This is a genomic window from Streptomyces thermoviolaceus (assembly GCF_045209695.1).
Lineage (GTDB): Bacteria > Actinomycetota > Actinomycetes > Streptomycetales > Streptomycetaceae > Streptomyces > Streptomyces thermoviolaceus.
Window position 1 is genome coordinate 3,797,638 of record NZ_CP109280.1, and the last position, 25,810, is coordinate 3,823,447.

Annotated in this window: 17 protein-coding genes; 8 read left to right on the forward strand and 9 right to left on the reverse strand. The window is 73.5% G+C overall.

Features of this window, described 5'->3' with window-relative positions:
* The first annotated feature begins 391 nt into the window (after nt 1–391).
* The 5 genes from OG899_RS16680 to OG899_RS16700 all read left to right on the forward strand — a co-directional run bounded on the left by OG899_RS16680 (nt 392) and on the right by OG899_RS16700 (nt 8,939).
* On the forward strand, nt 392–913 hold the full coding sequence (locus OG899_RS16680) for a DUF6912 family protein (RefSeq protein WP_125499221.1): 522 nt from the start codon (nt 392–394) through the stop codon (nt 911–913).
* Nucleotides 914–1,001: 88 nt separating this feature from the next.
* The gene (locus OG899_RS16685; protein ID WP_125499222.1) at nt 1,002–1,670 is read left to right on the forward strand and encodes an HAD family hydrolase; all 669 of its coding nucleotides are present in this window, start codon (nt 1,002–1,004) and stop codon (nt 1,668–1,670) included.
* 519 nt (nt 1,671–2,189) lie between these two features.
* The gene (locus OG899_RS16690; RefSeq protein ID WP_189427989.1) at nt 2,190–7,121 is read left to right on the forward strand and encodes an NAD-glutamate dehydrogenase; all 4,932 of its coding nucleotides are present in this window, start codon (nt 2,190–2,192) and stop codon (nt 7,119–7,121) included.
* Nucleotides 7,122–7,258: 137 nt separating this feature from the next.
* On the forward strand, nt 7,259–7,441 hold the full coding sequence (locus OG899_RS16695) for a hypothetical protein (RefSeq protein WP_125499224.1): 183 nt from the start codon (nt 7,259–7,261) through the stop codon (nt 7,439–7,441).
* Nucleotides 7,422–8,939 carry a hypothetical protein gene (locus tag OG899_RS16700; protein ID WP_125499225.1) on the forward strand — a complete coding sequence of 506 codons (1,518 nt, stop codon included), beginning with the start codon at nt 7,422–7,424 and terminating at the stop codon, nt 8,937–8,939. Before OG899_RS16695 ends, OG899_RS16700 begins: the two co-directional genes overlap by 20 nt.
* 42 nt (nt 8,940–8,981) lie before the next feature.
* Here OG899_RS16700 and OG899_RS16705 read toward each other — a convergent pair whose 3' ends face one another.
* Both OG899_RS16705 and OG899_RS16710 read right to left on the reverse strand, forming a co-directional pair.
* Nucleotides 8,982–9,773, reverse strand: a complete 792-nt coding sequence (locus OG899_RS16705; RefSeq protein ID WP_125499226.1) for an ABC transporter ATP-binding protein — start codon at nt 9,771–9,773, stop codon at nt 8,982–8,984.
* Nucleotides 9,766–10,683, reverse strand: coding sequence for an ABC transporter permease (locus tag OG899_RS16710; protein ID WP_406311074.1), 918 nt, complete (start codon nt 10,681–10,683; stop codon nt 9,766–9,768). The genes OG899_RS16705 and OG899_RS16710 overlap by 8 nt, the downstream gene beginning before the upstream one ends.
* 163 nt (nt 10,684–10,846) lie before the next feature.
* Here OG899_RS16710 and OG899_RS16715 point away from each other — a divergent pair, with 163 nt between their 5' ends.
* Complete coding sequence (locus OG899_RS16715; RefSeq protein WP_229814039.1) at nt 10,847–11,482, forward strand: TetR/AcrR family transcriptional regulator; 636 nt, start codon at nt 10,847–10,849, stop codon at nt 11,480–11,482.
* 27 nt (nt 11,483–11,509) lie between these two features.
* On the opposite strand, the gene OG899_RS16720 is transcribed toward OG899_RS16715, so the two are convergent.
* From OG899_RS16720 to OG899_RS16730, 3 genes are all read right to left on the reverse strand, one after another.
* The gene (locus OG899_RS16720) at nt 11,510–13,198 is read right to left on the reverse strand and encodes a glycosyltransferase family 2 protein (RefSeq protein ID WP_356846719.1); all 1,689 of its coding nucleotides are present in this window, start codon (nt 13,196–13,198) and stop codon (nt 11,510–11,512) included.
* 61 nt (nt 13,199–13,259) lie between these two features.
* The gene (locus OG899_RS16725; RefSeq protein ID WP_168131958.1) at nt 13,260–14,546 is read right to left on the reverse strand and encodes a glycosyltransferase 87 family protein; all 1,287 of its coding nucleotides are present in this window, start codon (nt 14,544–14,546) and stop codon (nt 13,260–13,262) included.
* Nucleotides 14,547–14,673: 127 nt separating this feature from the next.
* A complete protein-coding gene (locus tag OG899_RS16730) occupies nt 14,674–15,165 on the reverse strand; it encodes a MarR family winged helix-turn-helix transcriptional regulator (protein WP_125499231.1) in 492 nt (163 codons plus the stop codon).
* A gap of 106 nt (nt 15,166–15,271) precedes the next feature.
* Here OG899_RS16730 and OG899_RS16735 point away from each other — a divergent pair, with 106 nt between their 5' ends.
* A complete protein-coding gene (locus OG899_RS16735; protein WP_125499232.1) occupies nt 15,272–15,685 on the forward strand; it encodes an organic hydroperoxide resistance protein in 414 nt (137 codons plus the stop codon).
* A gap of 379 nt (nt 15,686–16,064) precedes the next feature.
* Here OG899_RS16735 and OG899_RS16740 read toward each other — a convergent pair whose 3' ends face one another.
* From OG899_RS16740 to OG899_RS16755, 4 genes are all read right to left on the reverse strand, one after another.
* Nucleotides 16,065–16,973, reverse strand: coding sequence for a carbohydrate ABC transporter permease (locus OG899_RS16740; protein ID WP_125499233.1), 909 nt, complete (start codon nt 16,971–16,973; stop codon nt 16,065–16,067).
* Nucleotides 16,970–18,322, reverse strand: a complete 1,353-nt coding sequence (locus OG899_RS16745) for a carbohydrate ABC transporter permease (protein WP_406311075.1) — start codon at nt 18,320–18,322, stop codon at nt 16,970–16,972. Before OG899_RS16745 ends, OG899_RS16740 begins: the two co-directional genes overlap by 4 nt.
* A gap of 36 nt (nt 18,323–18,358) precedes the next feature.
* The gene (locus OG899_RS16750) at nt 18,359–19,750 is read right to left on the reverse strand and encodes an ABC transporter substrate-binding protein (protein ID WP_125499235.1); all 1,392 of its coding nucleotides are present in this window, start codon (nt 19,748–19,750) and stop codon (nt 18,359–18,361) included.
* Nucleotides 19,751–19,919: 169 nt separating this feature from the next.
* Complete coding sequence (locus OG899_RS16755; protein ID WP_406311076.1) at nt 19,920–23,477, reverse strand: FHA domain-containing protein; 3,558 nt, start codon at nt 23,475–23,477, stop codon at nt 19,920–19,922.
* A 496-nt stretch (nt 23,478–23,973) separates the two neighbouring features.
* On the opposite strand from OG899_RS16755, the gene OG899_RS16760 reads away from it, so the two are divergent.
* Complete coding sequence (locus OG899_RS16760) at nt 23,974–25,704, forward strand: serine/threonine-protein kinase (RefSeq protein WP_168131956.1); 1,731 nt, start codon at nt 23,974–23,976, stop codon at nt 25,702–25,704.
* Nucleotides 25,705–25,810: the final 106 nt, after the last annotated feature.

The following is a 25,810-nucleotide window of genomic DNA, read 5'->3' on the forward strand; positions in this document are numbered from 1 at the left end:
CGGCCTGCGGGTGTCGTGGCGGCCCGGCGGGCGAGTGCCCGGGCGGCGCTGTGCCCTGGTCATGACCTTGTACATGAGTCCCCGTTCCGATGGTGACGGCAGAAGCTGTACCGCGCGGTAACTTTCCGCAGGGGATCTTGTACGGGACGTGACCGGACCGGGCAAGGAAGCCGCGGCGCACCGTCGGTGTCCCCCACATTCACTCATCCGGGTGGTCGTGCCACCGGGGAGCCTTGGGCGGCCGCGGCACGGCCGGGTGAGGCACGGGGCGTCCGGTGGACGCGCGCCGGGGGCGTCCAAGGACACGAAAGGGGACGTCGCACGTATCCTGAAGGCCGTCTCCGGTACGCCCCGGAGCCCGACCCACGAGACGACCAGGAAAGCAGCCGGCATGCGCGTCTACGTCCCCCTGACCCTCCCCGGTCTCGCCGAGGTGTACAAGACGGGAGAGCTGGGCGCGGACGGCTTCGTGGCCTACGCCGTCACGCCCGGCCTGCGCGAGTGGTACCTCTCCGACGACGTGGAGGAGCTGGAGTACGCCGCGCTCAGCCGGGCCGCGCTGGCCTCGCTGCGCCTGCTGGCGGCGGATCCGGGCGCGCCGCGCCGCCGGGTCGTGGTGGCCGTCGACGTCCCCGACCGCGCGGCGAGCGTCGACCCCGACCGCAGCCTCGACCCCGCGGCACTGGGCGAGGTGCGGGTGACAGGTACCGTCCGGCTGGCCAAGGCGGCCGCGGTCCATGTGGACGCCGACGACGCGGAGGCGGACGTGGCCGCCGCGGCGCAGGCCCTTCAGGCGGCGGACCAGGGCGACGACGACGCGCAGTTCGTGGTGGACGGCGCCGAGGACCACGAACTGCTGTGGTACGCCACCCAGGAGATCCCCAACCTTCTCGGGGTGGACGGCGCGGCCTGAACCGCGACCGTCGAGCCCAAGAGCCCAAGAGCCCACCGGACGACCGGCCGGCTGTCACTGTCGGTGGCAGGGAGTACCGTCTCTCGGCATGGGCAAGCAGTCAGGGGCACACATCGTCTGGGACTGGAACGGCACGCTGTTCCACGACAACGAGGCCGTGGTCGGTGCGACCAACGCCGCCTTCGCGGTCATGGGCCTGGAGCCGATCACCCTGGAGCAGTACCGCGCGCTGTACTGCGTGCCGGTGCCGAAGTTCTACGAGCGCCTGATGGGACGGCTGCCCACCCAGGACGAGTGGGAGCTGATGGACGACGTCTTCCACCGGCACTACGCCGAGCAGCGGGCCCGCTGCGGGCTGGCCGAGGGTGCGCTGGAGCTGCTCGAGGGGTGGACGTCGGCCGGGCACAGCCAGTCGATCCTGAGCATGTACGGGCACCAGGAGCTGGTCCCGCTGGTGCGGCGCCTGGGCATCGAGACCCACTTCATACGCGTCGAGGGGCGCACCGGGCCGTCCGGCGGGAGCAAGGCCGAGCACATGGTGCGGCACCTGGACGCCCTCGCCCACACGGTGCACCCGGCGCGCACCGTGGTGATCGGGGACGCCGCCGACGACGCGCTGGCCGCCCGGCACGCCGGAGCGCAGGCGGTGCTGTACACCGGTGGTTCGCACAGCCGCGCGAGCCTGGAGACGGTCGGCGTCCCGGTGGTGGACACCCTGCAGGAAGCCGTGCAGGAGGCGCACCGCCTCGCGGCCTGAACGGCGCACCACGGCCCCTGCGCGGCACCACGCGCCGAGCGCAGCCCCACGGCCCGGCCGTCCGCCGCGCATACGTCGGAGGACAGGACGTCACCGCTGTGCAGAACGTCAAAAACCGGCCCTGTGTTTTGTACACATACGGCTCATGACGGGTGCCCCGTAAAGAGCGATAGCCTTGTCAGGTGATCAGCGCGATAGTCCGCGGGGGCGTCGTCGTTCCCGCTCTGCGCCCGGGCTGCACGGACCGCCGTGACCGGGCGACGGTCGCTGGTCCTTGCGGGCGGCACGGAGTCGCGACGGCCTCCACCGGGCCGCGCCGGACCCGGGCGGCAGCGCTGCCGAGAGCAGCGTCACATCCGTCGGGCGTGTCGAAATTGGCTGATATTCCCCCGATCATCGCACCTTGCGGCATAGCGTCTGTAGAGACCGGACATCCCGGTCCGCGACGTCATGCCCGAGGGGAAGAAACCGTACTCCCTTCAACGTCACGCAACGGCGCGCGACAGGAGCCAAAGGACAATGCAGACCAAGCTGGACGAAGCCAAGGCCGAGCTGCTCGAACGGGCCGCCCGGGTAGCTGAGAACGGTCCGGCCGGGGGACGCCTCCCGACCGGGACGACCGACAAGGGCACCCCGGACCGGGACGCCGTGCTCGCGTTCCTCCAGCGCTACTACCTGCACACCGCCCCCGAGGACCTCGCCGACCGCGACCCGGTCGACGTCTTCGGAGCCGCGTTCTCCCACTACCGGCTGGCCGAGCACCGCCCGCAGGGAACCGCCAGTGTCCGCGTGCACACCCCGACGGTCGAGGAGAACGGCTGGACGTGCAGCCACTCCGTCGTGGAGGTGGTCACGGACGACATGCCGTTCCTGGTCGACTCGGTCACCAACGAGCTGACCCGCCAGGGGCGCGGCATCCACGTCGTCGTCCACCCGCAGATCGTCGTGCGCCGGGACGTGACCGGCAAGCTGCTCGAGGTCCTCACCGAGGCGTCGGCGGGCGACGAGCTGCCGCACGACGCCCATGTGGAGTCCTGGATCCACGTCGAGATCGACCGGGAGACCGACCGCGCCGATCTGCAGCAGATCACCGCCGACCTGCAGCGCGTGCTCTCCGACGTGCGCGAGGCCGTCGAGGACTGGGAGAAGATGCGCGGCGCGGCCGTCCGCCTCGCCGACGGCCTGTCCGACGAGCCGCTCCCCGCCGATCTGCCCGGACCGCAGGTGGAGGAGGCCCGCGAGCTGCTGCGCTGGCTGGCGGACGATCACTTCACGTTCCTCGGGTACCGCGAGTACCGGCTGCGCGACGACGACTCCCTGGCCGCGGTGCCCGGCACCGGGCTCGGCATACTGCGCGCGGACCCCCACCACGCCGGCGGCGACGACCACCCGGTCAGCGAGTCCTTCGAGCGGCTGCCCGCGGACGCGCGCGCCAAGGCCCGCGAGCACAAGCTGCTCGTGCTGACCAAGGCCAACAGCCGGGCCACCGTGCACCGGCCGTCCTACCTGGACTACATCGGCGTCAAGAAGTTCGACGCGCAGGGCAACGTCGTCGGCGAGCGGCGGTTCCTCGGCCTGTTCTCCTCCGCCGCCTACACCGAGTCGGTGCGCCGGGTCCCGGTGATCCGCCGCAAGGTCGAGGAAGTCCTGGAGCGGTCCGGCTTCTCGCCCAACAGCCACGACGGGCGCGACCTGCTGCAGATCCTGGAGACCTACCCGCGCGACGAGCTGTTCCAGACCCCGGTCGACGAGCTGCAGTCGATCGTCACGTCCGTGCTCTACCTGCAGGAGCGCCGCCGGCTGCGGCTGTACCTGCGGCAGGACGAGTACGGCCGCTACTACTCGGCGCTGGTCTACCTGCCGCGCGACCGCTACACCACCGGGGTGCGCCTGCGGATCATCGACATCCTCAAGGAGGAACTGGGCGGCACCAGCGTCGACTTCACCGCCTGGAACACGGAGTCGGTGCTCTCCCGGCTGCACTTCGTGGTCCGTGTCCCGCAGGGCAGCGAACTGCCGGAGCTGTCCGACGCCGACAAGGAGCGCATCGAGGCCCGCCTGGCGGAGGCCGCACGCTCCTGGGCGGACGCCTTCTCCGAGGCGCTGACCGCCGAGCTGGGCGAGGAACGCGCCGCCGAGCTGCTGCGCCGCTACGCCCACGCCTTCCCCGAGGGCTACAAGGCCGACCACACGCCGCGCGCCGCGGTCGCCGACCTCGTCCGCCTGGAGCAGCTCGACGACGACAAAACGTTCGCGCTGAGCCTGTACGAGCCGGTGGGCGCCGGGCCCGAGGAGCGGCGGTTCAAGATCTACCAGAGGGGCGGCTCGGTCTCCCTCTCGCAGGTGCTGCCGGTGCTCAGCCGGCTCGGCGTGGAGGTCACCGACGAGCGGCCGTACGAGCTGCGCCGCGCCGACCGCTCCACGGTGTGGATCTACGACTTCGGTCTGCGCATCCCGCCCGCCGCCACCGGCGGCGACCACCTCGCCGACGACGCCCGTGAGCGGTTCCAGGACGCCTTCGCCGCCGTGTGGACCGGCAAGGCGGAGAACGACGGGTTCAACGCCCTGGTGCTCGGCGCCGGGCTGACCTGGCGGCAGGCGATGGTGCTCCGCGCCTACGCCAAGTACCTGCGTCAGGCCGGGTCGACGTTCAGCCAGGACTACATGGAGGACACCCTCCGCAACAACGTCCACACCACCCGGCTGCTCGTCTCCCTGTTCGAGGCACGGCTGTCGCCGGAGCGGCAGCGGGCCGGACGGGAGCTGGTGGACGCGCTGCTGGAGGAGGCCGACGCGGCCCTGGACCAGGTGGCCTCGCTGGACGAGGACCGCATCCTGCGGTCGTTCCTGACGGTCATCAAGGCGACCCTGCGCACCAACTTCTTCCAGAAGGACGCCGCGGGCGAGCCGCACGACTACGTCTCGATGAAGTTCGACCCGCAGGCCATCCCGGACCTGCCGGCGCCGCGCCCGGCGTTCGAGATCTGGGTGTACTCGCCGCGCGTGGAGGGCGTGCACCTGCGCTTCGGCAAGGTCGCCCGCGGTGGTCTGCGCTGGTCCGACCGGCGCGAGGACTTCCGCACCGAGATCCTGGGCCTGGTCAAGGCGCAGATGGTGAAGAACACCGTCATCGTGCCGGTGGGCGCCAAGGGCGGCTTCGTCGCCAAGCAGCTGCCCGACCCGGCCGTGGACCGGGACGCCTGGCTGGCGGAGGGCGTCGCCAGCTACCGGACGTTCATCTCGGCGCTGCTCGACATCACCGACAACATGGTCGCCGGCGAGGTCGTGCCGCCCAAGGACGTGGTCCGGCACGACGGCGACGACACCTACCTGGTCGTCGCCGCCGACAAGGGCACCGCGACCTTCTCCGACATCGCCAACGAGGTCGCCGCGCAGTACGACTTCTGGCTGGGCGACGCCTTCGCCTCGGGCGGCAGCGCCGGCTACGACCACAAGGGCATGGGCATCACCGCCCGCGGCGCCTGGGAGTCGGTCAAGCGGCACTTCCGCGAGCTGGGCGTGGACACCCAGAGCGAGGACTTCACGGTCGTCGGCATCGGCGACATGTCCGGTGACGTGTTCGGCAACGGCATGCTGCTCAGCGAGCACATCCGTCTGGTCGCCGCCTTCGACCACCGGCACATCTTCATCGACCCGAACCCGGACGCGGCCACCTCGTACGCCGAGCGGCGCCGCCTGTTCGAGCTGCCGCGCTCCAGCTGGGCCGACTACAACACCGAGCTGCTGTCGCCGGGCGGCGGCGTCTTCCCGCGCAGCCTGAAGTCCATCCCGGTCAACGCGCACATCCGCGAGGCGCTGGGCATCGAGGACAACGTCACCAAGATGACCCCGGCCGACCTGATGCGGGCGATCCTCAAGGCCCCGGTGGACCTGCTGTGGAACGGCGGCATCGGCACCTACGTCAAGGCCTCCACCGAGTCCCACGCCGACGTCGGCGACAAGGCCAACGACGCCATCCGGGTCGACGGCCGCGACCTGCGGGTGAAGGTCATCGGCGAGGGCGGCAACCTGGGCTGCACCCAGCTCGGCCGGATCGAGTTCGCGCAGGCCGGCGGCAAGGTCAACACCGACGCCATCGACAACAGCGCGGGTGTGGACACCTCCGACCACGAGGTGAACATCAAGATCCTGCTCAACGGTCTGGTCGCGGACGGCGACATGACCGTCAAGCAGCGCAACAAGCTGCTCGCCCAGATGACCGACGAGGTCGGCGCCCTGGTGCTGCGCAACAACTACGCGCAGAACACGGCGATCGCCAACGCGCTCGCCCAGTCCAAGGACATGCTCCACGCCCAGCAGCGCTTCATGAAGCACCTGGTGCGCGAGGGCCACCTGAACCGGGCACTGGAGTTCCTGCCCACCGACCGGCAGATCCGCGAGCGGCTGGCCGCGGGCCAGGGCCTGACCGGCCCCGAGACGGCCGTGCTGCTGGCCTACACCAAGATCACGGTCGCCGAGGAGCTGCTGCGCACCTCCCTGCCGGACGACCCCTACCTGCGCAGCCTGCTGCACGCCTACTTCCCCACGCCGCTGCGCAAGAAGTTCGCCGAGCAGATCGACAACCACCCGCTGCGCCGGGAGATCACCACGACGGTGCTGGTCAACGACACCGTCAACACCGGCGGTACGACCTATCTGCACCGGCTGCGGGAGGAGACCGGCGCCTCGCTGGAGGAGATCGTCCGGGCGCAGACCGCGGCCCGCGCGATCTTCCGCTCGGCCCCGGTGTGGGACGCCGTGGAGGAGCTGGACAACAAGGTCCCGGCCGACGTCCAGACCCGGATCCGGCTGCACTCGCGCCGCCTGGTCGAGCGCGGCACCCGCTGGCTGCTGAACAACCGGCCGCAGCCGCTGCAGCTGAGCGAGACGGTCGAGTTCTTCGCCGACCGGGTCGAGCAGGTGTGGCAGCAGCTGCCCAAGCTGCTCAAGGGCGCGGACCTGGAGTGGTACGAGCAGGTCTACGACGAGCTGTCCGCCGCCGGCGTCCCGGACGAGCTGGCCGTCCGGGTGGCCGGGTTCTCCTCCGTCTTCCCGGCGCTCGACATCGTCTCGGTGGCCGACCGCATGGGCAAGGATCCGCTGGAGGTCGCCGAGGTGTACTACGACCTCGCCGACCGGCTGGACATCACCGTGCTGATGGACCGGATCCTCGAGCTGCCGCGCGCCGACCGCTGGCAGTCCATGGCCCGTGCCGCGATCCGCGAGGACCTCTACGCGGCCCACGCGGCACTGACCGCGGACGTGCTGGCCGTCGGCGACGACACCGCGACGCCCGAGCAGCGGTACAAGGTGTGGGAGCAGAAGAACGCGGCGATCCTGGCGCGGGCCCGCACCACGCTGGAGGAGATCCGCAGCTCGGACTCGTTCGATCTGGCCAACCTGTCGGTCGCGATGCGCACCATGCGCACCCTGCTGCGCACGCACTCGTAAGCCGGTACAGGTCTGTGTGACGGCGCCCCGGACCGTGCGGTCCGGGGCGCCGTCGTCGTCCCAACGCTGCTCCGAGAAACGCCCTCACAAAGGTCACTTTTCATTCTTATCCGGATAATTCGGATACAGTGACGCGCGTGACTGCGAACCTTCCCGAGAGCCCGGCCGCGCCCGCCTCCGCCTCCGCGCGGGGCACGGCGCGCCGCCCCGCCCGGCACCGTCCGGTCACGCCGGCCGTCGTCCCCACGGCCGTCCGCACGGCGCACCACGCCGCCCACCGCACCCGGGTCCTTCCGGACGATGCGCGCCGCGCCGCCTGAGGCGCGCCTGCCCGGCCGGGCCGCGCCGCGCGCACCGGGCGCGAGCCGCGGCACGGCCGCGTCCCGTGCCGCCGCCGCACTGCTGCTCGTGCTGCTGTTCGTGGTGGTCCTGCGGCTTCCCTGGGCCGGCGACCTGGGCATGCACGCGGCCACCGTGGAACGTCTGCGGCACAGCCTGCGCCACCCCGGCAACCCGCTCGTCGACGCGGACACCCCCAGCCCCTACTACTCGCCGTGGATGGTGCTGCTCGGCTGCCTGGCCAGGGTGAGCCGCCTCGACGTCTTCGTCGTGCTGCGGCTGGCCGCACTGGCCGGCCTCGCGCTGCTGGCGACCGGCGTGTGGCGGTACGTGCGCACGCTGAGCCCGCACCGGGCCGCGCCGGCGCTGGCCGCGTTCGGCCTGGTGCTGCTGTGGGGCACCGACATCATCAACTGGAGCGGGTTCGTCTCCCTGAACTCCCTGGCGCTGACGGTGTCCTACCCGAGCGTGTTCGCCCTGGGCCTGGCCTTCCACCACTGGGCCTGGCTGACCCGGGCGCTGCGCGAGCCCAGCGGCTGGGGGACCTGGCTGGGGCTGGGGGTGCTGTGGGCGGTGATCCTGCTGTGCCACCAGTTCACCGGGATCGTCGCCACGCTCGGCGACCTGGCCGTGGTGGTCGCCGCCCGCCCGCCGCGCACCCGATGGCCGCGCCTCGCCGCCGCCGCGGCGGCCGGTGCGCTGGTGCTGTGGCTGTGGCCGTACTACGACTTCTTCGCCCTGTTCTGGGAGGGCGGCGACCTGGACGGGGTGCACCGCGCCCTGTTCACCGACTTCGCGGGCCGCTACTGGCTGGCGCTGCTCGGCGTGGCCGCGCTGGTGCTGCGGCTGCGCCGCGACCGGCGCGATGTGCTGGCGGTCTTCTTCGCGCTCGGCGCGGTGGTGTGCGCGGCGGCGTATGTCACCGGCCACTACGAGTGGGGCCGGGCCCTGCCGGCGGCGCTGATCCCGGCGCAGCTGGCCGCCGCGCTGGAGGTGCTGCATCCGGGCCACCGCCGCGCGGTGCGCACCGGCTGGGCCTGGACGCTGGCCGCCGCGCTGACGGCCGGCGCCTGGGCCCAGGCCGGGGTGCTCGGCTACGTCCTGGGGCGGGCCGCACTGCCCGAGATGCTCGCGGTGCACTACACCCCGCCCTGGACGGACTACGCCTGGATCACCCCGTACGTGCGGTCCGGTGACGTGGTGATGGCCCGGGACTTCCCCAACCGGCTGCTCCCGGCCTACGGCGTCTACACCGTCGCCCCCGGCTACCCGGACTTCTTCCTCAAGGACGCGGTACGGCGCGAGTGGGACGTGCGGTACTACTACACCCGCCGCACCCCGCCCGAGGTGCGGCGGCAGATCCTCGACCGGTACCACGTGCGCTGGGTCGTCGACAGTGCACGGCGCCCCATGCAGCCGGGGCTGCGCCCGGTGACCCGCGGGCCCGGCGGCCAGATGCTGTACGCGGCCACGCCCTGACCGCCGCCCGCGCAGGCGGCACCGAAGGAGGCCCCGTGCGCGTCACCGCCGGCCCGAGGTGAACGCCTCGTACTCCTTCAGCACGTCCTCGGTGGGGCCGTCCATGCGCAGCTCCCCGCGCTCCAGCCACAGCACCCGTTCGCAGGTGTCGCGGATCGACTTGTTGCTGTGGCTGACCAGGAACACGGTGCCGGCCTGCTCGCGCAGCTCGCGGATGCGGGCCTCGGAGCGCTTCTGGAAGGCGCGGTCGCCGGTGGCCAGCGCCTCGTCGATGAGCAGCACGTCGTGGTCCTTGGCGGCGGCGATGGAGAACCGCAGCCGGGCGGCCATGCCGGAGGAGTAGGTCCGCATCGGCAGGGAGATGAAGTCGCCCTTGTCGTTGATGCCGGAGAAGTCGACGATCTCCTGGTAGCGGGCCTTGATCTGGTCGCGGGACATGCCCATGGCCAGACCGCCGAGGTAGACGTTGCGCTCGCCGGTCAGGTCGTTCATCAGCGCGGCGTTCACCCCGAGCAGGGAGGGCTGCCCGTCGGTGTAGATCGCGCCGCTCTCCACCGGCAGCAGACCGGCGATCGCCTTCAGCAGCGTGGACTTGCCCGAGCCGTTGGTGCCGATCAGGCCGATGGCCTCGCCCCTGCGGGCGACGAACGACACCTTCTTCACGGCGTGCACCCGGCGCACGCCCGCGGCCTTCGCCGCCTTCCCGGGGCGCAGGATGCGGTGCAGCGCGGCGGTGGCCGAGCCGCGCCCGGCGCCGGTGCCGTGCACCCGGTAGACGATGTCCACCCGGTCGGCGATGACGGTGGGGATGCTCTCCTCGGTCCGCTCAGCCACGGCCGTACCTCTCCTCGGCTTTCCAGAACCAGACGAAACCGCCGACGCCGACGAGCAGCGCCCAGCCCAGCGCGTAGGCCCCCACATGGTGCGGGAGCTGCGAGGCGTGGAAGCTGTCGATGAGCGCGAAGCGCATCAGGTCGATGTAGACGGCGGCCGGGTTGGCCTCCAGCAGCACCTGCACGGCGTGCGGCAGGTGGGTCTCGCGCAGCGTCTTGTCGAGGCTGAACATCACGCCGGAGACGTACATCCAGGTGCGCAGCACGAACGGCATCAGCTGGGCGATGTCCGGGGTCTTGGCGCCCATCCGCGCCATGATCATCGCGAGCCCGGCGTTGAAGGCGAACTGCAGCACCAGCACCGGAACCGTCAGCAGCCAGGACGGGCCGGCGGGGATGCCGAAGCAGAACAGGATGATCAGCAGCGCGGCTATCGAGAACAGCAGCTGCTGCAGCTGCTGCAGGGCGAAGGAGATGGGCAGCGCGGCGCGCGGGAAGTGCAGGGCCCGCACCAGGCCGAGGTTGCCGGAGATGGCCCGGGTGCCCGCCATGACCGAGCTCTGGGTGAACGTCCACACGAACACGCCGGTCACCAGGAACGGGATGTAGTCGTCGACGCCGTGCTTGGTGCCGAGCAGCACGCCGAAGATGACGTAGTACACCGCCGCGTTGAGCAGCGGCGTGGCCACCTGCCAGACCTGGCCCAGCCTGGCCTGGCTGTACTGGGCGGTCAGCTTGGCGGTGGCGAAGGCGGTGATGAAGTGGCGGCGCGCCCACAGCTGCCGCACGTACTCGGGCAGGCCGGGGCGGGCGCCGCTGACGGACAGGCCGTGCCGGGCGGCGAGCGCCGCGAGGTCGTCCTCGCCGCTGTGTGCCGCGCCGGGGGGCGGTGTGTGGAGGACCTGGCTCACATCCGCTGCTTTCGTTGCTGGGGTGCGGCCCGGCGCGCCGGGCTTCTCACCGGTCTCTTCGTGGTCGCTTACGTCGGAACGGAACCGTATCGTCGCAACGAGAGCGTACGGCGACCGGACGTCGCGACGCAACCGTTCCGTCGTCACCTCTATGCTGGGGACCATGACCACTGACGCCGGCGCATCACCGTCCTCGGCCCGGCCGCCGCGCCGCCGTGCGCCCGCGGGCGCGGCGGTGCTGCGCGAGGACGTCACGGAGGCGATCCGGGCCGCCGTCTTCGCGGAACTGGCGGCCGTCGGCTATGCGCGCATGTCCATCGAGGGCATCGCGCGGCGCGCCGGCGTCGGCAAGACGGCCGTGTACCGCCGGTGGCGCTCCAAACTGCACCTGGTGCTCGACATCGTCTCGGCGCTGGCCGTCCAGGGGCTGCCCGCCCCGGACACCGGGGCCCTGGAGAGCGATCTGCGCCTGCTGTACGAGGTGACCTCCCGCGCGCTGCGCCACCCCGTGGTCTCGCAGATCCTGCCCGATCTGCAGGCCGAGGCCGCACGCAACCCGGACCTCGCCGAAGCGGTGCAGCGGGCTCTGCGGGACGGCCAGGAGAGCGTGGCCAGCAGCATCCTCGCGGCGGCCGAGGACCGCGGGGAGATCCGCTCCGGCCTGGACCGCGACCTCGCCCTCGACCTGATCTCCGGCCCGCTGTACTGGCGCGCGGTCGTCGTCCGGTCGCCGGAGCTGCCTCGGGGCTACCTCGACGCCCTGGCCCGGGGGACGGCCGCGGCGCTCAGGGCGCTGTAGGGGGTACCGCGGGCGCGGGCGCCGGTCTCAGGCGAACCGGCGGCCGCGCCTGCCGGGCAGCAGCCGGTCCGGCCTGCCGCGCAGCAGCCGGTCGAGTGTGCCGCGCATCAGCCGGTCCAGCCTGCCGCGCAGCACCGTGGCGACACCGGACGGGCCGGTCGCCAGGCGCAGCGCGAGCGCGCCGGAGTGCGTGGCGTAGGGCTGGGCCAGCAGAACGCCGTGGCGCAGGCTCGGCAGGACGCGGCGGGACAGCAGCCCGCGGTGCGCCAGGGCGTGCGCCGACATCTCGGTGCTGGTGCCGTCGGCGAAGTGGACCCGCAGCCTGAGGTCCCAGGTGCCCGAGCCGAGCGCCGCCAGGTCGACGAGGGTCCGGGCCGACCACCCGTCCGTGCCCACCGGGGTCAGCGGAATCGTGGTGCGCCGGGCCGTCCGGCCGGCGTCCCGGTGCCGCCACTCGACGTCCAGCGTCCGCGGCCCGGCGGCCGCGACCTGGCCGTACATCTCGTGCAGGCGCAGCCGCAGCTCGCTCCGGGACGCGCGGGTGAGCAGCGCGGCGTCCACGGCGAGCGGCGACCGGTGCGCGGGCAGGTTCGGCATGGGCTCCAGGGTGACCTGGGGCAGATCGGGCGCCCACACGGGAGTGCCCTGGTCGTCGCGTGCGTAGGGCGGGCACAGCCGGGCCGGGCGGGCGGCCAGCTCCCGCAGCCGGGGCAGGTCGCGCGGCTCGGGCGAGGCCAGGATCACCCGGGCGAGCAGACGGCCGGGCGCGACCGGGGAGGCGGTGAGGTCGGCCGCGTCGTACTCGCCGAGGTACGCCCGGGTCAGCGCCCACCAGGCGCGCCGGTACTCGGCGTCGCGCAGGCCCAGCTCGCGGACGTACATGCGCAGGTCGTGGTCGAGGAACTTGGCGCGCGTCGCCCGCGCGAGGTCCTTGTGGCCGGCGCCCAGGAGGATCTCGTACGCCTGCCGGCCGGCCGTGATGCGGGCCTGCCAGTTGTCGATGTGCCCGCGGTCCAGCGAGATGGACAGCTGCCGCGCCGAGCGGCGCACGTGCCACACATAGACCCGGTCCGGGACGAGGGCCACCCGGGGCGCGGCGGCCAGCACCCGCGCGGTGAAGACGATGTCCTCGTACGGGAAGCGGCCCTCGGGGAAGCGGATGGCGTGCTCGCGCAGGAAGTCCGTGCGGTACAGCTTGTTGACGCACAGCGTGTCGGGCATCAGGCGGGTCAGCCGCCTGGTGCCGGTGAGGACGGTGCGCTGCGTGTACAGCCCTCGCTGCCAGGGCACCTCGCGTCCCGAGGGCAGCTCGCGGCGCACGCACAGCCCCGCCGCCACCTCGGTGTCCTCCCGCTCGGCGGCGTCCAGCAGCGCCCGCGCCGCGCCGGGCGGCAGCACGTCGTCGCTGTCGAGGAACATCACGTACGGCGAGGTCACCGCGTCGATGCCGGTGTTGCGGGGGCTGCCGCAGCCGCCGCTGTTGGCCGGGCGGCGCACCACCCGCAGGCGCGGTTCGCTCTCGGCCAGGCGGGCGAGCAGCTCGGGGCTGCCGTCGGTCGAGCAGTCGTCGACGGCGATCACCTCGCGGACCACGGGCCCCTGGTCGAGGGCGGAGCGCACCGCCTCGGTGATGTGCGAGGCGTCGTTGTAGCCGATGACGACGACGGCGACGCGGGACGGGCTCTGGTCGGCGTTCTGGCTCGGATGTGTGTGCATCAAATCCACGGCAGGGGTCGCGGGTGCGGGCATGGCATGGGGCGGAGCCGGGCGGGTCTCGTCACGAGGGACTCATCGTCCCGTGCGGAAGACGGTGCCCGGCCGGTGCGGGTTGTGCGTCGGACACCTCCAGGTGCGTGGCGCGTCGCAGCCGGGCGAACGAGATCACCGCCGCGGCGGCGAGCAGGCCGTTGCGGGCCAGCATCAGCGCACAGCCCACCCAGGTGCAGCCCGCCACCTGGCCGTACAGGCCAGGGTAGGCGATGGCGCTCACCAGGCTCGCCAGGGCGACGAGCACGGCCACCGGGCGCTGGCTGGTGTGCCGTGAGGCGAGGCACACCGCGGCCAGCCCGAGCAGCCAGATCATGTACTGGGGGCTGATCACCCGGCTGGTCACGGTGAACAGCAGCACGGCGGTCAGCGCCGCGTCGCACGGGGTCGCAGGCGTCCAGCGGCGGGCCCGCAGCCGCCACCACACGAGGAGCGCGAAGGCGGCCGCCGACAGCGCCAGCGCCAGGTGCGCGACCGTCTGCACATGCGGGCCGGTGAACTCCAGCGATCCGTACCGGTAGTGCACCGAGCCGGGCCAGCCGGCGTGCGTGGCCAGGGCCAGCACGGTGCCGCCGAAGGACTCGATCTGCACGCCCCGGCCGCCCTGTTGGCGCGCGAAGGACAGCGGGTTGCGGAACAGCAGGGCGAGCATGCCTCCGCCGGCCGCCGCGGTGAGCGCCGCCGCCGTCCAGGCGCTCCGGGTGGCGCGGCCCCGGGCGGTGCCCAGCAGCACCAGCACCGGCCAGACCTTCGCCAGGGCGCCCAGCGCCGCGAGGGAGCCGCCCGTGCGGGGCCGACGGGGCAGGGCCAGCAGGGCGAGCACGGCGCACGCGGTGACCTGCACGTCGTAGCGGGCCAGCGGGATGTGCTGCAGCAGCGGCAGGCCCAGCACCCAGTACGCGGCTCCGCGCAGGCTGCGGCCGTCACGGGTGCCGGCCCGGGCCAGCGCCAGGGCGATCACCGCGTCGGCGGCGAGGGCGAGCGCCACGAACGCCTGGAAATAGGTCAGCCCCGGCACGAGGACCGGGGAGAGCAGCACCAGGGCGGCGCCCGGCGGGTACTGCCAGAGCGTGTCGTGCGCCGGGAACGCGCCGTGGGCGAGCACCTGGGACCAGTCCTGGTACAGCAGCCACACCTCGCGCGCCACCGCGCCGCGGCCCAGCGGGCGCAGCGTGTTGTGCGCGAGCAGCCACAGCATCACGGCACGGGTCAGCACCCAGGCGGCCGCCAGGGCGAGCAGCCGGGATCCGGCCGACGTGCGTGCGAGGGCGCGCGGTGCGCGGGGGACAGGGCTCATCACGGCGGATCGTAGACCTGCCGCGCGGCACACGGGTGACGCTACGCCGACCGCACGGTGAGGGTTCTCGGAAGCTTCACCGCATCGCCGTCCGCCGCCGACCGGCGGAACCCGAGGATCCGTGCCTTCAGCGGGGATCCGGCGCGCCCTGGCGGGCGGCTGCGTCGAGCGAGGCGGTCAGCCGGGCGAGACGGGCGTGGAGGTCGCGCAGTTCGTCGACGGTGCAGCCGCTGGCGGCCATGATCCGGGGCGGGATCAGGGCGGCCCGCTCCCGCAGTGCCGCCCCTTCGGCGGTCGGGCGCACCACGACCGAGCGCTCGTCGCGGCTGCTGCGCTCCCGGACGACGAAGCCGGCCGCCTCCAGGCGCTTGAGCAGCGGAGAGAGGGTGCCGGAGTCCAGGCGCAGCCGGGCGCCCAGCTCCTTCACGGGCGTCTCGCCGTGTTCCCACAGCACCAGCATCACCAGGTACTGCGGGTAGGTCAGGCCCAGGTCCTTCAGCAGCACCCGGTAGACGCTGTTGAAGGCGCGGGAGGCGGCGTGCAGGGAGAAGCAGATCTGCGTGTCCAGCCGCAGCAGGTCCTCCTCCGGCACGGCGGTGGGCTCAACCTCGGTCGTCATGCCCACAGGGTAGCTCGCGGGACATTTGGTTGCACACAATTGAATTGGGTGCTTCACTTATGGCCGGGGCGCACGCCCCCACCGATCCACGAGAGGGATGGTCACCATGGAAGCGCTGTACACCGCCGTCGCCACTGCCACCCACGGCCGTGAGGGCCGCGCCTACACCTCCGACGGCAAGCTGGACGTGCAGCTCGCCCCGCCGGTCGAGCTGGGCGGCAACGGGCAGGGCACCAACCCCGAGCAGCTGTTCGCCGCCGGTTACGCCGCCTGCTTCGCCAGTGCTCTCGCCCTCGTCGGCCGCCAGGCCAAGGTGGACCTCGCGGACGCCGCGGTCACCGGTGAGGTCGGCATCGGCAAGCAGGGCGCGGGCTTCGGTCTGGCCGTCACCCTGCGCGTGGAGCTGCCCGACTCGGTGGACGAGGCCACCGGCCGCAAGCTGGTCGAGCAGGCGCACCAGGTCTGCCCGTACTCCAACGCGACCCGCGGCAACATCCCGGTCGAGCTCGTCGTCGAGTGACCGCCTCGGCCCGGCCCTCACGGCGCGGCGGGCCGACGGCCCAGGCGCTGCGGCGGCCCATGATCACTCGATCGAGTGAGTCGGGCCGCCTGCGCGGCGTTGACGGCCGGCAGGAGGGGTCCGGCACGGCGTCCCACCGGACGGTGCACGGCGACAGGGGCCGCCGGGGACGGCCCGCCGGACAAGGGAGGGACACGCCCGCCGCGCGGAACGGCTGAGGCCGCACAAGCAGCGGAACGGCTGAGGCCGCACAAGAACGGCTGAGGCCGCACAAGAACGGCTGAGGCCGCACAAGAACGGCTGAGGCCGCACGGACGGAGAACGGATCGAGGGGGCGGGCCGTGGTGGCCCGCCCCCTCGATCGTCGTTGCGGCGCGCGCTACTTGACCGCGCCCGCCATCACACCGGAGACGAACTGCCGCTGGAAGGCGAAGAAGACCACCAGCGGGATCACCATCGAGATGAACGCGCCGGGCGCCAGCACGTCGATGTTGTTGCCGAACTGCCGCACCTGGGTCTGCAGCGCCACCGTGATCGGCTGGGTGCCGGACTTGGTGAACACCAGCGCCACCAGCATGTCGTTCCACACCCACAGGAACTGGAAGATGCCCAGGCTCGCGATCGCCGGCCCGCCCAGCGGCATCACCACACGGGTGAACAGCCGCAGTTCACCGGCGCCGTCCAGCCGGGCGGCCTCCAGCAGCTCGCGGGGGATCTCGGCGAAGAAGTTGCGCAGCAGGAACACCGCGAACGGCAGACCGAACCCGGTGTGGAACAGCACCACACCGAAGATCGAGCCGAACAGACCGATCTTGCCGAAGAGTTCGGCGATCGGGATCAGCGCCACCTGCACCGGCACCACCAGCAGCCCGACCACGCCGAGGAACCACCAGTCGCGCCCGGGGAACTCCATCCACGCGAACGCGTACCCGGCCAGCGCACCGATCACGATCACCAGCACCGTCGCCGGCACGGTGATCAGGATGGTGTTCAGCAGGGAGTTGGTGATGTCGCCGTTCTCCAGCAGCTTGCTGTAGCTGTCGAAGGTCAGCTGCGAGGGCTTGGTGAACACCGTCCACCAGCCGCTGGAACTCATGTCCTGCGGGGAGCGCAGCGACGACAGCAGCAGCCCGATCGTGGGGACCAGCCAGAACAGGCCCACCACGATCAAGAAGACCCGCACCAGGCCGCCGCTGACCGCCTCCGCCAGCCGGGCGCCCAGCGACCGCCGCGCCTTGACCGGCTCGGCCGCCGGCGCCGTGGGAAGAACTTCCGCTTCCGCGGTCATCGACGCACCTCCCGACGCAAGCGCCGCATGTTGAACAGCATCACCGGGATCACCAGCACCAGCAGGAACACCGCGATGGCGCTGGCCACGCCCGGCCGGCCCTCCGAGAAGCCCTTGCGGTACAGCTCCAGCGCCAGCACGTTGGCGTCGTCCTGGGAGGAGCCCGGCGCGATGATGAACACCAGGTCGAAGATCTTCAGAACGTTGATCATCAGGGTGACCACGACCACCCCGAGCACCGGGGCCAGCACCGGCACGGTGATCCGGCGGAACACCTGCCACTCGTTGCAGCCGTCCACCCGGGCCGCCTCCAGCAGCTCCCGCGGCACACTCGCGAGCCCCGCCGCGATCAGCACCATCGCGAACCCGGCCCACATCCACACGTACGCCCCGACGATCGCGGGCGTCACCAGCGCCGGACCGAGCCAGTCCACACCGTTGTACGGCTCCGTGAAGTTGCTCGCCGGCAGCCGCAGCACGGCGCCGTCGGCCTCGGCGGGCAGCGTGAAGGTGCCGTCCGCGGCGGCCTTCGTCGTCGCCACCACCTTGCCGTCCTTGACGGCCTCGATCCGCATCCCGGCATAGCCCAGCTCGGTGGAGTCCACCGCGCCGAGCTTGCCGACGCCCTTGCCGCGGGTGAAGTCCTGCCAGGTGGTGCCGGTGATCTTCCCCGGCTCCGCGGGGGCCTGCACGGCCGTCTTCGCGTCGTCGGGCATCTGCTCCGGCGCCACACCGACGAGCGGCAGGGCCACCGACTGCCCGACGTGCACCGGGCTGGTGGTGACGAACCCGCCGTCCTCGGGCTCGAGCGGCGAGTTGCGGCCCGGGTGCGCCTTCGGGAACGCCGACGACGGCGCGAACGTGTCGTGGATGCCCACCCACACCGCGTTCGCCACGCCCTTGTCGGGGTCCTGGTCGTACACCAGCCGGAAGATGATCCCGGCCGCCAGCATCGAGATCGCCATCGGCATGAAGACGACCAGCTTGAACGCCGTGCCCCAGCGCACCCGCTCGGTGAGCACCGCGAAGATCAGGCCGAGCGCGGTGGCGACGGCCGGCGCGAACACCACCCAGATGATGTTGTTCTTCAGCGCCGTGCGGATGCCGTCGTCGGTGAACAGCGCCGTGTAGTTGTCGAACCCGGCGAAGTGGTCGCCGGAGTTGTCGTAGAAGCTGCGGACGATCGAGTACCCGATCGGGTAGACCACGAGGGCACCCAGCAGCACCAGGGCGGGCAGCAGGAACAGCGCCGCCACCCAGCGCCGGGTGCCGGTCACGCTCCTGCCGGTGCGAGAGGCGCGGGGCGCCGCCGGTGTCTCGGCGACGCCCGGTGCCGTTGCCGACGTCATCGCCGGCCTCCTGAGCGAAGTCGGGTCATCGTCGGCTCAGCTCCCGTTGCCGTAGGCCGCCGCCGCGTCCTTCTCCAGCCTCGCCTGGGTCCCCGCGACATCCGTCGGGTTCTGCAGGAAGTCCTGCAGGTCCTTCCACTCGCCCTTGCCGGGCGTGCCGCCGAAGGCCTGCGGAGCCTGGTCGGACATGTCGAAGCGGAAGTCGTCGCCCGAGGCGATCAGCGCCTTGGCGATCTTGCGCTGCACCTCGTTCGGGTACGCCGACTCGGGCACGTTCTTGTTCGGCGACAGGTAGCCGCCGAGCTTCGCCTGGATGGTCGCCGCGTCCGGCGAGGCCAGGAACGTCACCAGCGCCTGCGCCGCCTTGGAGTCCTTCAGGATCACCGCCGCGTCGCCGCCGGAGACCACCGGCGCGGTGTCACCCACGGCCGGGAAGGGGAACACCTTCGCGTCCGTGCCCACCTTCGCCTTCGTCTCGCCGATGTTGACCTGCGCGAAGTCGCCCTCGAAGACCATGCCGGCCTTCGGCTGGTCACCGCCGGTGAAGGTCTGCGTGACGGACGCCGGGAACTCGGTCTGCAGCGCGCCGTCCGGGCCGCCCGCGATGTAGTCCTTCTTGGAGAAGATCTCGGCCAGCGTGGTCAGTGCCTGCTTGACCGACGGATCCGTCCACTTGATCTTGTGCTGGGCCAGCTGGTCGTACTTCTCCGGGCCCGCCTGGGAGAGGTAGATGTTCTCGAACCAGTCGGTGAGCGTCCAGCCGTCCGCGCCGCCCACGGAGAACGGCGTGACCCCGGAGTCGTAGATCGTCTGCGCGGTGTTCAGCAGGTCCTTCCACGTCTTGGGCTCGCTGACGCCCGCGTTCTCGAAGACCTTGGCGTTGTACCAGATCAGCGACTTGTTGGCGGCCTTGTAGTAGACGCCGTACGGCTTGCCGTCGACCTTGCCGATGTCCTGCCAGCCCTGCGAGTAGTTCTTCTCCAGCTCGGCCTGCGCCTCGGGGCCGAGCGGCTTGGCCCAGCCCTTGTCCACGGCCTGCTTGATGGCACCCGGCTGCGGCAGCAGGGCCACGTCCGGCGGCTGCCCGCCCGCGATCTTGGACCCGAGGAAGTTGATGATGGGGTCCTGGGCGGGGACGAAGGTGACCTTCGCACCGGTGCGCTTCTCGAACTCCGCCAGCACCTGCTTGAAGTTCTTCTGCTCGGCGCCGGTCCACACGGCGGCGATCTCCAGGTGCGCGCCGTCCAGCTTGGGCAGCGCAACGGTGTTCGTGGTGGGACTGCCGCTGCTGTCCCCTCCGCCCTTGCCGTCGTCGTCCGAACCGCTGCATGCGGTGAGCGAGAGAGCCAGTGCTCCGGCGGCGACGGCCGCCGCGGCCCGGGCGGCTCTCCTCGTCCGGTGGGTCCGGAAGGTGGTCCTGCTGTGCATCACTGCCCCGTTCTTCGTCCCTCGACGAATGTTTCGAGCGGGTGTCCCGACGCGTCAGGTGTACGCCGGGGCCCGGACGCGGGCAAGAGCGTCTCCGGCTCCCGCCGCAAGATCGTGACCACGTCGTGATGCCAGGTCAGTGACGCAACAGCCGTACGCGACAAGGTGGTTACAGCAACGAAGGGACCCGTGCCGCCGCCACCTGGTCGGCCGCTCGGTCCAACGCGCTGGCCAGCAGCGCCAGATCGGTCGGTCCGTTGCCCAACTCCCGCACCGTGCGCCGGGTCGGCGGATCGCCCATGCGCTCCCACTGCACCGGCACCACCGTGGGCCGCTGCGTCGCCGTCCGCGGGATCCGCCCGGTGATCCGGCCGCCCTGGAACGGCGTCACCGTGCCGTCCGGCCCGGTCAGCCGGCCCCGGCCCGGCCCCGGCTGCTGCGGGCCGGAGCCCGGCGCGTCCAGCGTGATGCGCAGCGCGGCCCGCCGCGCCGGTTCGCTCCGCGCCGTACGGTCCTCGGGCAGGGCCGCCGCCACCAGGTGCACGCCCAGCCGCCCGCCGTCGCGGGCCACCGCCTCCAGCGCCCGCACCACCGACCCGGCCGCGGGCCGCCCCGGTGCCCCCAGCGCGGGCGTCACCAGGGCGTCCAGGTCGTCGACGACCACCACCAGCCGCGGCAGCGGCGGCGCCTGCTCGGTCCGCTGCCCGGCCGCCGGGCGCAGCCGCAGCGTGGCACCGGCGGCGGCGCCGGCCTCCGTGGTGCCGGAGCCGTCCGGTACCACAACGGCCGACCCGCGGCCGGACGCGGTGCGCTGGGCGACGATCCGGCCGGGCAGCCGCCGCCGGGTGTGCCAGGCGGCGAAGTCCTCCCGCCCCAGCAGCTCGGCCCGCCGTTTCAGCTCCGCGGTCAGCGACTGCGCGAAGTCCCGCATGCGCAGCGGGTCGTTGGCGCACAGGTGGGTGGTGACGTGCGGCAGGTCCGTGCACACCCGCAGACCGTCGGCGGGTTCACCGGCCGCACCGGTGCCGTCCCGGCCGTCCACCAGGACCACGCCGAGCCGGTCGGGGCGTTCGGCGGCGGCCAGCGAGGCCACCACCGACCGCAGCAGTTCCGTACGGCCGCTGCCCGCCGGCCCCTCGATCAGCAGATGCGGGCCGTCGGCGACCAGATCCGCGGCGAGAGGGCCGTGCGGGCCGGCCCCGAGTATCGCCCGGGCCCGCCCGCCGGGTGCCGCCGTGTCCTCGGCCGCGTTCGCCCAGCGGGCCTGGAGCGACGCCGGGGTGGCCCGTGCCAGCCCCAGCTCGTCCAGCAGCCGTGCCGTCGGCGGCAGCGGCGCGCACACCCGCGCGGGCCGGCCGCCCGTCGCCGGGCGCAGCGGCGCCAGCGCCCGCGCGAACCGCTCGGCCCACGCCGCCGACACCGCGTCCACCGTGGCGACCGCACCGGGTGTCAGCGGCATCCGCTCCCCGGGACCCGCGGGCGCCACCCGCATCAGCCGCAGCGCCGTGGCCACGTCGCCGCTGAGCAGCGCCACCGCCCCGCACTCCCGGAACACCACGCTCGCCGCGCAGGCCGCCCGGTACGACTCGGTCAGCGGCGAGGCCGGCGAGGCGGGTGCCGCCTCGGCCAGACACACCACATGGATCCCGGCCCGCGGACCGTGCAGCGTCAGCCGGACCAGCTCCTGCCGCACCGCGTCGTCGCCCGGGTCGCCGTCCACGACCACCACGGTGAACGAAGCGGGCCGCCGGTCCCTGCCCCCGGCGCCGTCCCGTGCCCACGACGGGCGGTGGCCGCCGACGCCGTGCTCCCGCGCCCCGCCGGGGTGGTCGTCCAGGCGGCGCAGCAGCTCCTCGATGCGGGCGGCGGCCTGGGCGGCGTCGAAGGCCAGCAGCAGCCGGCAGTCCTGCCCGTGCCGCGGCCGGACATGGGGCAGCCAGCCGAGCCAGGACCACTCCTCGGTGCGCTCCCGCAGCGGACGGTCCTCGTCGGCGCTCAGCAGGACGATCTCCAGCAGCTCCGGCGAGTGCAGCGCGGCGAGCTGGGCCAGCACGGCGCGGGCCAGCCCGGCCAGGCGGGCCCGCGGACCGGCCAGGCCCAGCGCGCCCACCTCGCGCAGCGCGGCGGTCACCGCGACCGCGGGCACCAGCCGGCCCGAGCCGTCGGGGGCCGGACGGTCGGCGGTGCCCAGCCGCACCGTCAGCACCTCCGGGTGGTCCGGCCCGCGCTCCCACAGCCGGGGTCCCGGGCCCAGGGCGGCCAGCAGCAGCGCCGCCGGGTCCGGCCAGGTCTCCGGCAGCCCGGTCGCCGGCACCCGGCCGAAGGGGTGCGGCGCCGCGCCGTCCCCGGCGGCGCCGTCGCCCGCCGCGCCCCGCGCCTGCGTGCCGCGCCCGCCGGCCAGCCGGCGCGCCCAGGCGCCGAACCCGCCGCGCCGGCGCAGGCCCTGGGGAGCGTCGGTGCCCCGCAGCGGGGTCGCCTTGCGCCCGCCGGTGTCCGGGCCGCCGTCGTCCGCCTCCGGGTGGCGGCCGGCCTCGTCGTACGGGGCGGCGGCCGCGGTTGCCCGGGGGTCGTGCGCGGGCGGGCGGTCCTCCGGGGCCCCGCGGCTCTCGGCGCCCGGAGCCGCGCCCTGGGCCGGCACCAGCGGGCCGGCGCCGCCGCGGGCCTGACCCGTGCCGGGTGCGGTGCCCGTGCCGGAGGAGGTCGGGTGCGCGCCGAAGGCCGTGCTGGTGCCGGTGGCGTAGGACGTGCCGGGGGCGGGGGAGCGGCCTGGCGCGGGGGAGTGGCCGGGGGCGACCGGAGCGCCGCCGGTGCCGGGGGCGGCGACGCCGGTGGTGAACGCGGTGTGGGCGCCGGGGTGTGCGCCCGCGTCCCCGGCGGTGCCGGACGGCGCAGGCGCCCCGGCGTCCGGCACGCGGTGGTGCTCCGGCGCGGGTGCCGCGCCCGGAGCGCCCGGAGCGCCCGGAGCACCCGGAGCGCCCGGAGCGCCCGGAGCGTCCTCCTCCGTCGCCGGTCCGGTCAGCTGGAGGTGGCCCTGGCCGTCCGGTGCCGTCGCCACCCGGGCCGCCGGCCCGGCGGACGGCGTCAGCCGCAGGGCCGACTCGCCGATGCGCAGCAGCGCGCCCGCCACGAAGCGGACCGGCTGCTCCCCCACGGGCTCCCCGTCCAGCACGGTGCCGTTGGTGGAGCCGAGGTCGGCGACCGTGACCCGGCCGTCGGGCAGCACCGTGATCGCGCAGTGCATCCGGGAGACGTCGGGGTCGTCGAGCGGGACGTCGGCGTCGGCGGAGCGGCCGACGACGATCTGCCCGCCGTGCAGCAGATGCACCCCGCCCGCGTCCGGCCCCGCGACCACGTGCAGCTGGGTGGGGGCCTCGTCCAGCTCGGGATGCGGCTCGGGCTCGGCCGGTGCACCCAGCGACAGCACCGCGCCGTCCAGCAGCGGCGGCTCGCCGAGGGTGCGGCGCCCGGGGTCGAGCCGTTCGGCGCCCGCGTAGAACACCGGGCCCGGGCCGCCGTCGCGGCCGGCCCGTCCGTCGGCGCGCTCCCGGCCGGCCCGCTCGGGCGGCGCCGTACCGGTGTCCCCGGCGACCGCGGCGGCGAGCGCCGACGCCACCGTGTCCAGCGCCGTACCCGCGGGTGCCGTGACGAGGACGTCGCGGCCCGCAGGGCGGCCGGTGGCGGAGGAGAGCGGGCCCTGGGGGTCTACGACGGTCAGCCGGATCTGCATCGCCGTCAGCGGTCCCTTCTGTTCTCACCGCGAGCAGTCAGGGACGGAACCGTCCCGCGGTCCCCCCACCACGGACATCCCCCACCGCCGCACGAGCACGTCGGCCAGTAACGATTGGCATCCTCGCACCTGCCGTCGGCACGGTGCCCGCCGCCCACCGCTGAGTGATCTTGATTGGTCGGCTCTGCCCCTAAAAGTGACTGATCAGAGGGCTGGGAACGACCGTTTCCGGACCCGTCGAGAACGTCACGGGACCGCTCGCGCCCGTCTGTGTGCAACCGCGTGCTGCGGGGCAACGTCTTCCCGTCGTACCCGCGCACCCGGGGTCGTGCACCCGTACCCGTGGTGGTGCGGTGTCGCAGCAGCCCTCGGGCCCACGGGATCGGGACGCGGGGCGGGCGGGACCCTCGGGCCACGCCCTACAGTGGGTCGGAACACCGCGTTGGCACCGCAGGGCGGCGCGGGACCAGGCAAGCAAGCACAGGGAGTGCATGACGTGCGGCCGGTAGGCAGCAAGTACCTCCTGGAGGAGCCGCTCGGGCGCGGTGCCACCGGGACCGTCTGGCGAGGACGCCAGCGGGAGACCGCGGGCGACGAGGCGGCCGTGCCCGGCCGGCCCGGCGAGACCGTGGCGATCAAGGTCCTCAAGGAGGAGCTGGCGAGCGACCCCGACATCGTCACGCGGTTCCTGCGGGAGCGGTCCGCGCTGCTCCGGCTCACCCACCCGAACATCGTGCGGGTGCGGGACCTGGTGGTCGAGGGCGATCTGCTGGCGCTGGTCATGGACCTCGTCGACGGCCCCGATCTGCACCGCCATCTGCGCGAGAACGGCCCGTTCACGCCCGTGGGCGCCGCGCTGCTCACCGCCCAGATCGCCGACGCGCTCGCCGCGAGCCATGCCGACGGGGTGGTCCACCGCGACCTGAAACCCGCCAACGTGCTGCTGCGGCGGACCGGCGGCGAGCTGCACCCGATGCTCACCGACTTCGGCATCGCCCGCCTGGCCGACTCCCCGGGCCTGACCCGCACCCACGAGTTCGTCGGCACCCCCGCGTACGTGGCGCCCGAGTCCGCCGAGGGCCGCCCGCAGACCTCGGCCGTGGACGTCTACGGCGCCGGCATCCTGCTGTACGAGCTGGTCACCGGCCGTCCGCCGTTCGCCGGCAGCACCGCGCTCGAGGTGCTGCACCAGCACCTGAGCGCCGAGCCGCGCCGCCCCTCCACGGTTCCGGAACCGCTGTGGACGGTGATCGAGCGCTGCCTGCGCAAGAACCCCGAGGAACGGCCCAGCGCGGAGAACCTCGCCCGGGCCCTGCGGGTCGTCGCCGAGGGCGTGGGCGCGCACGCCACCGCCGCGCAGATCGCCGCCGCGGAGGGCGTCGCCGCGCTGCTCGGGCCCGACCCGGCGCCCGCGTCCGTGCCCGGCGCCGCCGACCCCACCCAGGTGCTGCCGCGCGACGCGGCGGCGTCCCCGGCCGGCGCCTACGACCCGAACGCCCCCACCAGCGTCCTGCCGCAGTCCGCCAACCCCGGCGACGGCGCGGGCGGGCCGGCCGGCGCGGCCGACCCGACCGCGGTCCTGCCCCAGCACGGCGCGCCCGACCCCACCCGGGTGATGCCGCCGATGCCGCCCGGCGGCGCCCCGGAGCAGCCCGACCAGGCGGCCGGTCAGCAGCAGCCCGAGGAGCCGCACCCCTGGCAGACCCAGCTGCGCGCGGCCCGCGACCGCAACGAGCAGACCGAGATCCAGTACCTCGACCCGAGCGAGGACCCGCTGCGCCGCCGCCCCCAGCGGCAGGTCGTCCGGCCCCAGCAGCAGCCGCGCCCGCAGCCTCAGCCCGGACCTCCGCAGCCCCAGCCGCAGCCCGGACCCGCCCGTCCGCAGCCCCAGCCGCAGCAGTACGCCCCGCCGCGCCGCGCGACGCCGCAGCCCGACCAGTACGCGCCGCCGCCCGCGCCCGAGCCCAGGCGGCCGGCCCGCGAACCGAGGCCGCCGCGCGAGCCGCGGCCGCCGCGGCAGCGCAGCGCCAACCCGATGAAGATCCCCGGGCTGGGATGCCTCAAGGGCTGCCTGTTCACCATCGTCCTCCTGGTCGTCGCGGGCTGGCTCGTGTGGGAGCTGAGCCCGCTGCAGAGCTGGATCGGCACCGGCAGGGGCTACTGGGACCAGCTGACCACCTGGGTCCGCGACGCGGTCGACTGGGTCAAGAGCCTGAGCGGCACCTGAGGCGCACCCGGCAGCACCGGCTCCGGCCGCCGGCGCCGGACCGGGCGCCGGACCGGGGTGCCGGGCCGTGGTGGTGGCCGGGCACCCGTCGGGGATGTGCCGACAC

Bases quoted from the DNA above. Each gene is read 5' to 3' on its own strand.
- OG899_RS16750 (WP_125499235.1), bottom strand. From the start codon at position 19,750: ATGCACAGCAGGACCACCTTCCGGACCCACCGGACGAGGAGAGCCGCC.
- OG899_RS16735 (WP_125499232.1), top strand. From the start codon at position 15,272: ATGGAAGCGCTGTACACCGCCGTCGCCACTGCCACCCACGGCCGTGAG.
- OG899_RS16680 (WP_125499221.1), top strand. From the start codon at position 392: ATGCGCGTCTACGTCCCCCTGACCCTCCCCGGTCTCGCCGAGGTGTAC.
- OG899_RS16740 (WP_125499233.1), bottom strand. From the start codon at position 16,973: ATGACCGCGGAAGCGGAAGTTCTTCCCACGGCGCCGGCGGCCGAGCCG.
- OG899_RS16715 (WP_229814039.1), top strand. From the start codon at position 10,847: ATGACCACTGACGCCGGCGCATCACCGTCCTCGGCCCGGCCGCCGCGC.
- OG899_RS16725 (WP_168131958.1), bottom strand. From the start codon at position 14,546: ATGAGCCCTGTCCCCCGCGCACCGCGCGCCCTCGCACGCACGTCGGCC.
- OG899_RS16745 (WP_406311075.1), bottom strand. From the start codon at position 18,322: ATGACGTCGGCAACGGCACCGGGCGTCGCCGAGACACCGGCGGCGCCC.
- OG899_RS16690 (WP_189427989.1), top strand. From the start codon at position 2,190: ATGCAGACCAAGCTGGACGAAGCCAAGGCCGAGCTGCTCGAACGGGCC.
- OG899_RS16720 (WP_356846719.1), bottom strand. From the start codon at position 13,198: ATGCACACACATCCGAGCCAGAACGCCGACCAGAGCCCGTCCCGCGTC.
- OG899_RS16755 (WP_406311076.1), bottom strand. From the start codon at position 23,477: ATGCAGATCCGGCTGACCGTCGTAGACCCCCAGGGCCCGCTCTCCTCC.
- OG899_RS16700 (WP_125499225.1), top strand. From the start codon at position 7,422: ATGCGCGCCGCGCCGCCTGAGGCGCGCCTGCCCGGCCGGGCCGCGCCG.
- OG899_RS16730 (WP_125499231.1), bottom strand. From the start codon at position 15,165: ATGACGACCGAGGTTGAGCCCACCGCCGTGCCGGAGGAGGACCTGCTG.
- OG899_RS16685 (WP_125499222.1), top strand. From the start codon at position 1,002: ATGGGCAAGCAGTCAGGGGCACACATCGTCTGGGACTGGAACGGCACG.